This is a genomic window from Seonamhaeicola marinus (genome assembly GCF_008085455.1).
In genome coordinates this window covers 1,375,840-1,388,152 of record NZ_VSDQ01000679.1, presented here as the reverse complement: position 1 = coordinate 1,388,152, position 12,313 = coordinate 1,375,840, and the positions used below count along the sequence as shown (strand labels likewise).

13 protein-coding genes are annotated in these 12,313 nt (G+C 33.0%); 6 read left to right on the top strand and 7 right to left on the bottom strand.

Annotation, left to right across the window (positions count from 1 at the left end; all coding sequences use genetic code 11):
- Positions 1 to 37: 37 nt before the first annotated feature.
- The gene (yiaA, locus tag FUA24_RS17015) at positions 38 to 523 is read right to left on the bottom strand and encodes an inner membrane protein YiaA (protein WP_148544246.1); all 486 of its coding nucleotides are present in this window, start codon (positions 521 to 523) and stop codon (positions 38 to 40) included.
- Between the two features lie 150 nt (positions 524 to 673).
- Between yiaA and FUA24_RS17010 the strand changes: the two genes are divergently transcribed.
- The 3 genes from FUA24_RS17010 to FUA24_RS17000 all read left to right on the top strand — a co-directional run bounded on the left by FUA24_RS17010 (position 674) and on the right by FUA24_RS17000 (position 4,007).
- The gene (locus FUA24_RS17010; protein ID WP_148544245.1) at positions 674 to 2,179 is read left to right on the top strand and encodes a hypothetical protein; all 1,506 of its coding nucleotides are present in this window, start codon (positions 674 to 676) and stop codon (positions 2,177 to 2,179) included.
- Positions 2,180 to 2,218: 39 nt separating this feature from the next.
- A complete protein-coding gene (locus FUA24_RS17005) occupies positions 2,219 to 3,424 on the top strand; it encodes a hypothetical protein (protein WP_187388312.1) in 1,206 nt (401 codons plus the stop codon).
- A gap of 97 nt (positions 3,425 to 3,521) precedes the next feature.
- Positions 3,522 to 4,007, top strand: coding sequence for a hypothetical protein (locus FUA24_RS17000; protein WP_148544243.1), 486 nt, complete (start codon positions 3,522 to 3,524; stop codon positions 4,005 to 4,007).
- 76 nt (positions 4,008 to 4,083) lie between these two features.
- Here FUA24_RS17000 and hemL read toward each other — a convergent pair whose 3' ends face one another.
- Genes hemL through FUA24_RS16980 form a run of 4 tightly spaced genes read right to left on the bottom strand, consistent with a single transcriptional unit; the run spans position 4,084 to position 7,375 of the window.
- Positions 4,084 to 5,370: a glutamate-1-semialdehyde 2,1-aminomutase gene (gene hemL / locus FUA24_RS16995; protein WP_148544242.1), complete on the bottom strand. Its 1,287-nt coding sequence runs from the start codon at positions 5,368 to 5,370 to the stop codon at positions 4,084 to 4,086.
- Between the two features lie 3 nt (positions 5,371 to 5,373).
- Positions 5,374 to 6,135: a glucosaminidase domain-containing protein gene (locus FUA24_RS16990; RefSeq protein ID WP_148544241.1), complete on the bottom strand. Its 762-nt coding sequence runs from the start codon at positions 6,133 to 6,135 to the stop codon at positions 5,374 to 5,376.
- Entirely contained in the window at positions 6,136 to 7,047 is a 912-nt protein-coding gene (locus tag FUA24_RS16985; RefSeq protein WP_148544240.1) for a 1-aminocyclopropane-1-carboxylate deaminase/D-cysteine desulfhydrase, read from the bottom strand.
- A complete protein-coding gene (locus tag FUA24_RS16980) occupies positions 7,037 to 7,375 on the bottom strand; it encodes a hypothetical protein (RefSeq protein WP_148544239.1) in 339 nt (112 codons plus the stop codon). The genes FUA24_RS16985 and FUA24_RS16980 overlap by 11 nt, the downstream gene beginning before the upstream one ends.
- 49 nt (positions 7,376 to 7,424) lie before the next feature.
- Here FUA24_RS16980 and FUA24_RS25240 point away from each other — a divergent pair, with 49 nt between their 5' ends.
- Positions 7,425 to 7,589 carry a DUF5522 domain-containing protein gene (locus FUA24_RS25240; protein ID WP_187388311.1) on the top strand — a complete coding sequence of 55 codons (165 nt, stop codon included), beginning with the start codon at positions 7,425 to 7,427 and terminating at the stop codon, positions 7,587 to 7,589.
- Positions 7,590 to 7,734: 145 nt separating this feature from the next.
- Positions 7,735 to 8,307, top strand: a complete 573-nt coding sequence (locus tag FUA24_RS16975) for a DUF4136 domain-containing protein (RefSeq protein WP_148544238.1) — start codon at positions 7,735 to 7,737, stop codon at positions 8,305 to 8,307.
- Between the two features lie 35 nt (positions 8,308 to 8,342).
- On the opposite strand, the gene FUA24_RS16970 is transcribed toward FUA24_RS16975, so the two are convergent.
- A complete protein-coding gene (locus FUA24_RS16970) occupies positions 8,343 to 9,446 on the bottom strand; it encodes a bestrophin family protein (protein WP_148544237.1) in 1,104 nt (367 codons plus the stop codon).
- 134 nt (positions 9,447 to 9,580) lie between these two features.
- Here FUA24_RS16970 and FUA24_RS16965 point away from each other — a divergent pair, with 134 nt between their 5' ends.
- Positions 9,581 to 11,347 (top strand): aromatic amino acid hydroxylase, encoded by a 1,767-nt coding sequence (locus tag FUA24_RS16965; RefSeq protein WP_148544236.1) that lies wholly within the window; start codon positions 9,581 to 9,583, stop codon positions 11,345 to 11,347.
- Positions 11,348 to 11,531: 184 nt separating this feature from the next.
- Here the strand turns inward: FUA24_RS16965 and FUA24_RS16960 are convergent, their stop codons facing one another.
- Positions 11,532 to 12,284 carry an enoyl-CoA hydratase/isomerase family protein gene (locus FUA24_RS16960; RefSeq protein WP_148544235.1) on the bottom strand — a complete coding sequence of 251 codons (753 nt, stop codon included), beginning with the start codon at positions 12,282 to 12,284 and terminating at the stop codon, positions 11,532 to 11,534.
- Positions 12,285 to 12,313 lie beyond the last annotated feature (29 nt).

Below are 12,313 nucleotides of genomic sequence, written 5' to 3'. Positions count from 1 at the left end.
AGACCTAGGGTGTTTTGTGTTGATCTAAATACATGATTTATTTTTCGACCTCTGTAGAGTGTCTTTCTATATACTTGGTATCTCTTGTATTCTTTTGAACAGCAATAGCAGCAAACAAGCTTAATAAAAATGCCATTCCGTAGAAACCTTTTTCACTTAAAAGTAAATCGGCATTCCATAGTCCTACAATTAATAATAAAATAGACGTGATTGTGGTAAACCAGCTTATACTATAATAAATTTCTGTTACTGGAATATTTTCCAACTTATCTCTAACTGCTTTTTGTACCGATATAACAGAAAATAATCCGAAAAGAAGGACCGTAAAATAATAGCCCTTTTCATTTAATAACATATCAGAATTCCATAATCCAATGCAATAAGATACCATCCCAACAAATAGTGCAAACCAAGAGGCACCTATAAAAGCTGATGTTGGTTTTTGATCGAAAACTTTAGTGTCTTTCTTTTTTTTTGACGCTTCAGATTTCTCTTTTACTGAAATTGATGTTTGATAATTCATAATTTTTGTTTTAATGATTACATGGCAAAATTGAAAAACAAATGGAACAAGTGAAAAATGAATTTCAATTAAAACTGACGATATATTTTGTAGTATATTAACAAAATATATTAATTTTAATAAGTTATATACAAAATTAATGACGACTAAATGAATGATTTAAATACCATTATATCCACATTTTCAATAGAAGACAAGCAACGTTTTTTAGGATATCTTGAAAAAAACAATAAACGTCATGATGTAAAAAACGTAAAGCTTTTTAAGCTGCTTTCTAGCAACAAACTAAGCTCTAAAGAAATTTGCCACACCTTGTATGGTAGCGCTAACAAGGATGCCTATCATGCCCTTCGCAAACGCTTGTATCAATCTATTCTTAATTTTACAGCTAATAGTAGTTTAGAAGAAGAAAGCTCTATAGAAAACCAAATCATAAAATATATTTTGGCATCGCGGTTTTTTCTTCAGCAAAAACAATATAATCCGGCATTTAAGATTCTATACAAAGCCGAAAATATTGCAAAAGAACATCACCTTTTTGTTCTATTAAATGAGATTTATAATTTACAAATTCAATATGCTAACCATAACAACGCCATAAACCTAGACGAACTCATAATTAAGTTTGAAACCAACAAGAAAAAACATGTAATTGAAGAAAAGTTTAACATTATTTATGCCAGGATAAAGGCAACTCTCAATGACATTACCTACGGCAAAAAGATAGTTGATATAGAACATTTACTGAACACTTTGTTTAAGGAGTATAATGTTGATATTAATGAAAGTATGTCTTTCAAATCCCTATATCAATTAATGAGTATGGTTAGCTTATCTGCACTTGCCACAAAAGATTACTTTACTATTGAGCCATTTTTGGTTAAGTCGTATAACTCCATTATCACCTATAAAAACAAAGAACGCCAGCCTTTTTACCACATACAAATATTGTACATTATTGCAAACACCTACTTTAGAAATAAAAAGTTTGGAGCTTCTTTGGAATACCTACATCTTATGCATTCCGAAATGCTTAAACAACAAAAAAAATATTACAATACTTTCCTTTTAAAGTATCATTTACTTTTATCGCTAAACTTAAACTTCTCTAACAAACAGGAAGAAGCTATTGAACTTTTAAAACCTTTACTCTCTAAAAAACATACCGATATAGAATCGCTTTTAGATATTCATCTTAGTCTTATAATGTTTTATTTTCAAAATAATGAGCTTAAAAAAGCGCTCAATATTTTCGCAAAATTTTATCACACAGATAAATGGTATGTTGAAAAAGTGGGAATTGATTGGGTTCTTAAAAAGAACCTAGCCGAGATTCTATTACATATAGAACTTGGAAATATTGATTTGGTAGAATCCAGATTATTAAGTTTCCAAAGAAATCACTACGTCTATTTAAAAGACACACAACAAGACCGTGCAATAACCTTTATTGAACTTGTGAAACGCATTTATAAAAAACCTGAGATAGCAACGTCCAACGCATTCAAAGAAACCATTATGAATTCATTTGAATGGGTAGATTCTACGAAGGAAGATATTTTCGTAATGAGCTTTTACGCCTGGTTAAAAAGCAAAGTTGAAAGAGAGCATATCTATAAGACAACAATGAGCATTATTAATGATTCTAAGCAATAATGCGATTTTATTCTATATTTGCACATGTTTAAAAAAAGAATGCTATTCTTAATTTTAACAATCCCCCTCTCAATTCTTGCTCAAGAAAGGGATAGTTTGTTTATAAAAAATGGTATTGACAACCCTTCTCTTTTAAGCACACATCACTTTGGTATATTTAGCTCTAGAATTAATACCAACTTTAAACATAGCCCCACTAATAAAAAAAAATTATCATTTAATTATACCAGCGGCAACACCTTTCATCCGTTCTTAGAAGTTTACTATCCTGAAAACTTAGAAATAAGAAATCAGTTTAGTCAGACTATCTGGTATGCTAGAAACTTTAACTTTGTAAACCAAGAAACTACACCTGCGGAGTACTTAAACATGGTTTTTGATGCTGTAATCAAGGAGTTTAGAGTTAATTTCAGCTTACCTCTTAACCAACAGCAAGAATTAACTTTTAGAATGAGATCCTACTTAATAACCAATGGAAAACATCCATTTTCTATTTTTACAAGTGATGAAACTATAGAATGGTTTCATAGCAATATTGCCGGAGGTGAAGATCCATTTGGAAGACGTTACTACGGCTTAAACGAGGTAAACTTTGAGTATTTAGATAGAAATGGCAACACCTTAAAATTAACTAATAATGATTTCTTTATCGGCGGCATTGAAGTTTCTCATCATTTCTATCCGAAACTAAAAATTAACGAGAACAGAAATGTGTTTTTAAATTTCGGAAGTCATTTAGGATTAAACACCTCAACATTTAACCCGTCTTTAGATTTTGGTGTTTCCGCTAATTTTATTAAAAACTACACCTTTAAAAATCAAAATCAATTAGATATTGGCATTGGTGCTAACGTACTACGAAAAAACCTTCTTACATTTAAAGATGATGCTATAGACCTAGGGAACAACTTGTTTCTGGCCACATTTGAAGGCAACATTGAGTACACTAAAGTTACAGCAAAAGGTAATTTCCATGCCTTAGGTATTAATTACCAAACACAAACACGATACAATAAAATTGCAGAAGCAGACTATTACCATCTACGCGGAAAATGGCAAGAAATAAATGGCGGGTGGCATAATAGCATAACCACACTATATAGCTCATTAAGCACTTGGTCTTTAATTTACTCCTATGGAAGACCAAATTATAAACTATCTCTTTTTGCCAAACAAGACTTTAAAGTAAATAATGCCCCTGATTTTCAAACAGGTATCAATCTAAAATTACCAATTCTCAACTAGGTCATTCTGTTAATATCTAGTTAAAATTCACTTTCTTTTTAAACCTTTTTGAAGTGTTTTGGTCAAAAGGACAAATAAACATTAAACATTAAGTAACATGAGAAAGTTAATAGTAATAGCCTTAGCCTTAATAACTGTTCAGGCTTTTGCACAACCAAACCAAGGACAAAATAAAAAACAACGCATGCACAAAAAGCATGATTTTACGCCTGAGCAAGCAGCTACTTTGCATGCTAAGAAAATGACTTTACATTTAGATTTAAACGAAAAGCAACAAGCCCAAGTTAAAGAAATCTTTTTAAAGAATGCCGAAGCTAGAAAAGCTAAAATGGAAGAATTTAAAGCTAAAAAAGAAAGTGGGGAGTTACAAAAGCCAACACAAGAGCAACGCTTTAAAATGGCTAATGCAAAGTTAGATCACCAAATAGCTATGAAGGCCAAAATGAAAAAGATTTTAAATGAAGAGCAATTTGCTAAATGGGAAAAAATTCAAGCAAAAATGGCGCATAGAGGAAAGCAAAAAAAGGAACAAGGTAAAGACAAAATGCGTCAAAGAAAAATGATGCAAAAAAGAACAGAATAAAATTTTAGTTTGTTGATTGATTATAGTTTGTTAATTAAAAGGGCAATTCAAGATATTAGAATTGCCCTTTTATATGTTATAATGTTTTCGCTACCTTATCAATGGCTGCAATAGTAAAGTCTAAATCTTCATATGTTAAGGCATCTGTAATGAACCAAGTTTCAAAAGCACTTGGCGCTATATATACACCTTCACCTAACAAACCGTGGAAAAACGTTTTAAAAGTTTCATTATTTCCGTTGGCTGCAGTATCAAAATCGGTTACTGCACCCTCATCAAAATGTACAGAAATCATAGATCCAACTCTATTTATAGTATGAACCACATTATTTTCAGCTAAAACTTTAGCAATACCTTCATGCAAATATTTTGTTTTTGCTTCTAATCTTGTAAATATTTCAGAATCGTTGTTAAGTTCACTTATCATAGCTAAACCAGCAGCCATGGCTAATGGGTTCCCACTTAAAGTCCCAGCTTGATAGACTGGACCAAGTGGCGCTAAGTGATTCATAATTTCGTTTCTTGCTGCAAAAGCGCCAACAGGTAAACCACCACCAATAACTTTTCCAAAGCAAACAATATCTGCTTTAATATTGAACAACTCTTGAGCACCGCCTTTTGACAATCTAAAACCAGTCATTACCTCATCAAAGATTAACAAAATATCATTTTCGCTACACAGGTCTCTAAGTGATTGTAGAAAACCATCTTTTGGAGGAATACACCCCATATTACCAGCTACAGGTTCTATAATAACACAGGCAATTTCATCTTTGTTAGCTTGAATAAGCGCCCTTACATTATCAATATCATTGTATTTTGCCAATAAAGTATCTTTAGCCGTTCCTTGGGTAACTCCAGGGCTATTTGGCGTACCAAATGTACTTGCACCACTACCAGCTTGGATTAAAAACGAATCACTGTGTCCATGATAGCACCCAGCAAATTTGATAAATTTATCTTTTCCTGTAAAACCTCTTGCCAATCTTACAGCACTCATACAGGCTTCTGTTCCTGAGTTTACAAATCTAATTTTATCAATATTTGGCACCATTGAAACCGCCAATTCAGCAATCTTAGTTTCAATTTCTGTAGGCATCCCAAAAGAGGTGCCTTTCTGAGCTTTTTCAACAACTGCATCTACTACTGGTTTATGCGCATGCCCTAAAATCATAGGTCCCCAAGAGTTAATATAATCTATTAACCTATTACCATCTTCATCATACAAATAGGCGCCTTTGGCCTCTTTAACAAAAATTGGTGTTCCTCCTACACCTTTAAACGCTCTAACTGGTGAATTTACACCTCCTGGAATTACTTTTTCCGCCTCAGCAAATAAAGCACTGCTTCTTTTATAAATCATAAATTAATCTAGGTTTACTTGAAGTTTCTGACCTATGTGTATTGTGTTATCTTTTAAATTGTTTAAGCGTTTTAAATCTTCAACACTTATATCATGCATTTTAGAAATGTAATATAACGTATCCCCTTTAACCACTAAATGAATTTTTTTCTTAGGCAACACCTTAACGTTTACCAATCTTTTTTCTTGAAGAATTTCATCATCATACTTATACAACTCATAACGTTCTATAAGACTAATTAACTTTTGAGGATATTTAGGATCGGTAGCATATCCTGCCGCTTTTAAACCTTTAGCCCATGCTTTATAATTGCCAGGTTTAATATTGAATAGTTTAGAATAACGATCTCTTTGACTTAGAAACAATGAATGATCTCTAAACGATGTCTTAGCCTCTTTATACTTTCTAAAGCACTCTCCTTTTTTATCATCATCATGAAAAATTCTTCTACCTGTCCATTCATGACATTTAATTCCAAAGTGATTATTACCCTCTACAGACAATCTTCCTTTACCCGAACCGGACTCTAAAATACCTTGAGCTAAAGTAATACTAGCGGGTATATTATAAAGTTTCATTTCGTTTTGGGCAATGGCTTTATAGGTATCTATATATCTTTCTGTATCACTAGCATAAACCTTTTCTACTTTTGGTTTTACAACTACCTGTTCTGTTTTTGTATTAACGGGTTTAGCAACCCCTTTTCTTGTTTTACAGCTAAAAACAAAGCTGCCTAAACATATAATAATTAGTATTTTTTTCATTTACTCAATAATGGGTAATTGTTTCTTTCTTAAAACCGAATTCATACCTTCTATTCCTTGCAGACCTCCAGTATGAATTGCTAATATTTTTGTTCCTTTTTTAAAAAAGCCTTTTTTTATTAAATCGAAAATCCCAAACATCATTTTACCAGTATAAACCGGATCTAATGGAATGTTATTTTCAGTATTAAATTCGTTTATAAAGGTTACCAATTCTTCATTGATTTTTGCATAACCCCCAAAGTGATAATCTGTTATTAAATCCCAATTAGAATTCTTTACAAATTTACTAATATCTTCTTTTAAAAAATCTCCTTTTAATGCTGGAAATCCTAAAACTTGTTGACTAGGTTTTGAACAATTTATTAGCCCAGATATTGTACCTCCAGTACCCACCGCTGAACAAACGTAATCAAAGTTTTTATCGTCTTCAGTTAAAATTTCCTCACATCCTTTTACCGCTAAATCATTGGTTCCTCCTTCCGGCACCAAATAAAAATCACCGAAAAATTCTTTTAATCGCTTTAGGAAGGATGTTTCATTTTTTTGACGGTACATTTCTCTCGAAACAAATTCAAACCGCATACCGTTAGATTTCGCAAAACTTAAGGTCTCATTTTCTTCCACTTTTGTTTTTAACTCCTCACCTCTAATTATACCAATAGTATTAAAACCGTACATCTTTCCTGCATAGGCAACAGCAGCTATATGATTAGAAAAGGCGCCTCCAAACGTTACAAGTGTTTGTTCACCTAAAGATTTTGCCTTTAGTAAATTGTATTTTAGTTTTCGGTATTTGTTCCCAGAAACAAAAGGATGGATTTCATCTTCCCTCTTAACAAACAGCTTTACCCCATATTCTTCTGGTAAAACTATAGGCTCATTTATACTTTTCTCTACCTCAAAATTCATTATGGCTAAGATACTTTAAAAATGCCCAAAACGGGCGACTATTTAGATATTCTAAATCAAATTCCTTAGAGTATGCCTCTCTTTCAAAAGAAATATTTCTGTAGGCTTTACTCCAGTTTCGATATTGCAGCAGTCGCACTAAAAATTCTAAAACATAAACCAAATAAAATGGAATAATTAAGAGTTCCAATTGCTGCCTTAAATGTATATTTTCATGATTTATTAAAACCCAGTTAGTCTTTAAACTGGCCGTTTTAACAAATACAAAAGGAAATACAGTCATACCTGTATAGCCTTTTGGCACTAAATACTTAGAAACTATAATCATTGTTTTTTATTCCTCAAAAACCAATCCAAATTACTTTATATTTGTCAGAATGAAAAAAATAATTCCTATAGAAGAGGGAGATTATTATTTAACTCCCGAAGGTTATCGTTGCTTTACGGAACAATACCATTTAAAAAGAGGGTATTGTTGCGAAAGTGGTTGCAGACATTGCCCCTATGGCTACGATAAAAAGACGAATTCTCAAAAAAAATAAGGCAACCCTTTAAAAATCATACTCTTGGTATGATTATTGATGCATTTTTATTACCGAAAAGGCATTTTTAGTTAAAAATGTTCAACGACTAACAAAGTTGATAATTGTTTATTAAATTTACTATAATCGTTTAAAAATTTGCACTATGAAAAAACTAATTAAACTGTTGCCACTTTTGGCTATTTTAGTAGTGGTGTCTTCTTGCTCTTCTGTGAGAGTAGCTGCAGACTACGACAAAAACGCACGCTTTCCCGAATATAAATCGTTTGCTTTCTTTAAGACAGGTATAGATAAAGCCGAAATAAGTGATTTAGATAAACGTAGAATTTTAAGAGCTATTGAAGCTGAACTTTTAGCAAAAGGTTACACTAAATCTAAAAACCCAGACTTATTAATTAGTCTATTCACAAAATCTCAACAACGTGTTGATGTTTACAACAACGCCTGGGGCATGGGAGCTTGGGGCTGGGGAGGCTGGGGACCTGGTTGGGGTGCCGGTTGGGGTCCTGGATGGGGCTGGGGCTGGAATCAGCCTAATGTTTCAACTAGCACACAAGGTACGTTATATATTGATTTAATTGATGCAAAGAAAAAGGAATTAGTTTGGCAAGGCATGGGTACAGGTTACTTAAGTAAAAACATGGAGAAAAAAGAAGAACGGATTAAGGAGTTTGTAGTCAAAATAATGGAAAAATATCCTCCGGGAGTTTTACAATAAAAATTATAAAAGCGACTGTTAAAGTCGCTTTTTTTTTACATCACAATATCATTTACCCAGTTATAGGGTTCTGGAATATCATAATCGTTTATAAGCTGACGTATATCTATTTCTATACCTCTACTCAAATCTGTAATAGGAACATCGTTTGGCCCACCTTCAAAGGGGTTTTCTGTATTTTCACCAATAGCTTCCATTGTATGAAATACCCAAGATAACATGGCGCTAAATGGTATAGAAAACCAAACAAAATGATTGGCTACAAATTCTTGGATTTTATGTCCTAAAAATGTGTTGGAAGCATGTGATCCCAAATCTTCGACTATACGATTACCTATAGCCTCAAATCCTTCCATAATCCCAAACGGTAACATTAAGATAAACATCCAAACAAATAAATAATTTAAAGTAGCAAATTGTCTCGGATAAGGGAAGTTTTTAATACGTTCGCTCTTTCCTTGAAGCGTATAAAACTCTACAAGCATCTTAGCCATTTCCATATGTCTAAAATCTTCTATCAACCCTTGAGATTTTAATTCTTTTAAACGTTCAGATTGAATTCCCAATATTTGAGAAGCTTGATTTCCTTTTGCAAATAATACTTTATATTCTTTATCTGAAATATAAGGCTTAATGGCCTCCTCTATAGGAACTTCTTCTTCATAAACCCGATATTGAGATGCTCTAAATTCTTTATTAGACTTTCTTGTTTTTAGGTGTGTTTCCCAAGGTTTATCTTTTCTAAGCTGATACCGAAGAGCCGTTAACCATGCCACATGCCTATGAACCAGCTCTCTCTTTAGCACCTGAAGATCTTTTTCACTTTTTGATTCTAAAGCATGATCATTAGTGATAAAATCTTTTACCATTATAGTCCAAGAACGTGATGAGTTTACTATGCCTCCCCAAATTTTTCTGGCTTCCCATAACCTGTCATAAGACGCATTGTTTTTAAAGCTAACCACAAAAGCCACTGCTGTACCTAAAACTCCTAAAGGCAACCATGGCACGTGTAACCATTTTAATCCGAAAATATCATATAATACCACCGGAACTAAAGCTAAAAAAATAAAAAGCAAAATCTGTCGGCGTGTCCACTTAACAATACCAACAACTGGAAATATTCTTCTTGTATACATGTTTATAAATATATAAAACTGCTAGAATCAAGTGACGCTTCAATATTTACATATTCATAGTTTTATTGATATATTTTGAAAAATAATCATTGTTTTTGTAATTTTATAATAAAATCCACAATTGCAATCAAAGAATGCATACACTTATTGAGTCTAACCCAATTTTAAATCGTTTACCCAAACATTTAAAACAATTTATGAAACCTCAGAACTATGAGGACTACTCTGCCATAGATCATGCGGTTTGGAGATATGTAATGCGGAAGAATGTTAGCTTTCTTAGCAAAGTAGCTCATAAGTCTTATTTAGAGGGTTTAAAACAGACGGGAATTTCCATTGATAATATACCTAACATGTATGGTATGAACAGAATCTTAAAAGACATTGGGTGGGCAGCTGTAGCCGTAGATGGGTTTATTCCTCCAAATGCTTTTATGGAATTTCAAGCCTATAACGTCCTAGTTATAGCCAGTGATATTAGACAGTTAGAGAATATTGAATATACACCTGCACCAGACATTATTCACGAAGGTGCTGGGCATGCACCAATAATTGCAAATCCAGAGTATTCCGAATATCTAAGACGTTTTGGTGAAATAGGCTCTAAGGCCATCTCTTCGGCAAAAGATTATGAACTGTACGAAGCGGTTAGACATTTATCAATAATAAAAGAAGCGCCAAATACGAAACAAAAAGACATAGATATAGCCGAAAAAAAGGTAGAAGAATTACAATTAAATATGGGGGAACCTAGTGAAATGGCTCTTATTAGAAATTTGCACTGGTGGACTGTTGAATATGGTTTAATAGGTTCAGTTGATGCTCCTAGAATATATGGCGCTGGGTTGCTATCTTCTATAGGTGAAAGTGCCTGGTGTATGACCAATGAAGTTGAAAAACTACCGTATACAATAGAGGCTACTTTTAAAAATTTTGATATCACAAAACCTCAACCTCAGCTCTTTGTAACTCCAAATTTTGCTCATTTAAGCTTAATTTTAGAGGAATTTGCCAATACCATGGCTGTTAGAAAAGGTGGATTATCAGGCATCACTAAGCTAATACAATCTAAAGCTTTAGGAACAATAGAACTAAGTACTGGTATTCAAATATCTGGGATATTTAGTAGTGTAATTGAAAGTGATGGCAAACCCATATACTTTCAGTCTTCAGGACATACTGCGCTTTCATATAGAGAAAAGGAATTGGTTGGACATGGTATTGAAACACACCTTAAAGGATTTGGGTCTCCAATTGGAAAATTAAAAGGCATTAACATTGCCATTGAAGATATGAGTCCGCGCGACCTCGCTGCTTACAATATTTTTGAAGAGCAAACCATTACTTTGGAATTTGAAGGAGGCATTAAAGTTTCTGGCGATATAATTACTGGTAAGCGTAACTTACAAGGCAAAATTATTTTAATAAGTTTTAAAAATTGCACGGTTTCCTATAATGAAAAGGTTCTTTTTAAACCAGAATGGGGTATTTATGATATGGCAGTTGGCAAAGAAATTGTTTCGGCTTTTTCTGGCCCTGCGGATTTAAACAGTTTTGACCTCATTACTCATGTACCTTCTGAAAAAACCATTCAGGTAAAAAAGACCAAGAAACGTTTAAAACTAGAAGCGCTATACCAACAAGTTAGAGATTATAGAGATGGTAAAAACAAAACAATATCCAGAACTAAAGTTTTGGAAGAACTAATTGAAAATCATGCAGAGGACTGGTTACTACCTGTAGAACTGTATGAGTTAGCATTTATTAGTAACGAGAAAGTCTTATGTAATAGCATAATAAACCACTTAGAAAGTATTAAACAAAATAAGCCAGACGTAGGTAAGTTAATTGATGATGGACTAAAGATGATAACTAAAGAAAAGGACTTAACTACAAACTAATTGCTCTTAATTACTTAGCTATAAAATAATAATGTGACCATTTAAGAATAGCAGTGTCTTAAAGTTGTTGAAAAAAACTTGGTTGCATTAGCTAATTACGATTAAAGCCCAATTTTAGAACAATTAGTAGCAACATTGGTTATGCTCAAGTAAAAGCTCTTGCTTTTCTTGAGCATTTTTTTTGTTACCTAAAGCGTTTTAAAGTTTTTTTTGTGAATTCACTTAATACGAGTTTACCACTAATAGCTGCTCTTTCCTGCAATAATGTTTCCCAATGGTCTGTACCTTCCCAAAATACTTTTTTCATTTCTTTCAAAGCTTCAGGGTTATAACTACTTAGTTTTTCAGCCAAATGATATACGGCCTCATCAAGTTCTTCTGCAGTTTCAAAAACCTCTGCGTACAAACCGTTATCCTTTACCCATTCGGCAGAATAAAATGTTTCAGCATCTATAGTCATTTGAGACATTGCCATTTTACCTATTTTTCTAGAAACAGCAGGCTCTATAACAAAAGGACCGATACCTATACTTAATTCACTCAATTTAACCGAGGCATACTGTGTTGCTAAGCAATAATCTGTAGCCGCGGCAAGTCCAACACCTCCTCCAACTGTTTTTCCTTGTACTCTACCAATAATTAACTTTGGGCATTTTCTCATGGCATTTATGACGTTGGCAAAACCAGAAAAGAAATTTTTACCGGTTTCAGCATCATCAATAGCTATTAATTCGTTAAAACTGGCACCAGCACAAAATGTCCTATCACCACCACTTTTTAGAACAATTACCTTAACATCTTCGTCCTTAGCCATTACATGTATTGCCTGTTCCAATTCTAGCAATACTTCACTGGGCATGGAATTTCTGTTGGGGTGAAAAAACTCTACAATTCCAACCCTTTCTTCTACTGTTAACTTAACATATGGTTTAATCATGAGCGCAATTTACTATATAATCTAATTAG

Coding starts and splice junctions, on each gene's coding strand:
- yiaA (WP_148544246.1), bottom strand. CDS start 523: ATGAATTATCAAACATCAATTTCAGTAAAAGAGAAATCTGAAGCGTCA.
- FUA24_RS17010 (WP_148544245.1), top strand. CDS start 674: ATGAATGATTTAAATACCATTATATCCACATTTTCAATAGAAGACAAG.
- FUA24_RS17005 (WP_187388312.1), top strand. CDS start 2,219: ATGCTATTCTTAATTTTAACAATCCCCCTCTCAATTCTTGCTCAAGAA.
- FUA24_RS17000 (WP_148544243.1), top strand. CDS start 3,522: ATGAGAAAGTTAATAGTAATAGCCTTAGCCTTAATAACTGTTCAGGCT.
- hemL (WP_148544242.1), bottom strand. CDS start 5,370: ATGATTTATAAAAGAAGCAGTGCTTTATTTGCTGAGGCGGAAAAAGTA.
- FUA24_RS16990 (WP_148544241.1), bottom strand. CDS start 6,135: ATGAAAAAAATACTAATTATTATATGTTTAGGCAGCTTTGTTTTTAGC.
- FUA24_RS16985 (WP_148544240.1), bottom strand. CDS start 7,047: ATGAATTTTGAGGTAGAGAAAAGTATAAATGAGCCTATAGTTTTACCA.
- FUA24_RS16980 (WP_148544239.1), bottom strand. CDS start 7,375: ATGATTATAGTTTCTAAGTATTTAGTGCCAAAAGGCTATACAGGTATG.
- FUA24_RS25240 (WP_187388311.1), top strand. CDS start 7,425: ATGAAAAAAATAATTCCTATAGAAGAGGGAGATTATTATTTAACTCCC.
- FUA24_RS16975 (WP_148544238.1), top strand. CDS start 7,735: ATGAAAAAACTAATTAAACTGTTGCCACTTTTGGCTATTTTAGTAGTG.
- FUA24_RS16970 (WP_148544237.1), bottom strand. CDS start 9,446: ATGTATACAAGAAGAATATTTCCAGTTGTTGGTATTGTTAAGTGGACA.
- FUA24_RS16965 (WP_148544236.1), top strand. CDS start 9,581: ATGCATACACTTATTGAGTCTAACCCAATTTTAAATCGTTTACCCAAA.
- FUA24_RS16960 (WP_148544235.1), bottom strand. CDS start 12,284: ATGATTAAACCATATGTTAAGTTAACAGTAGAAGAAAGGGTTGGAATT.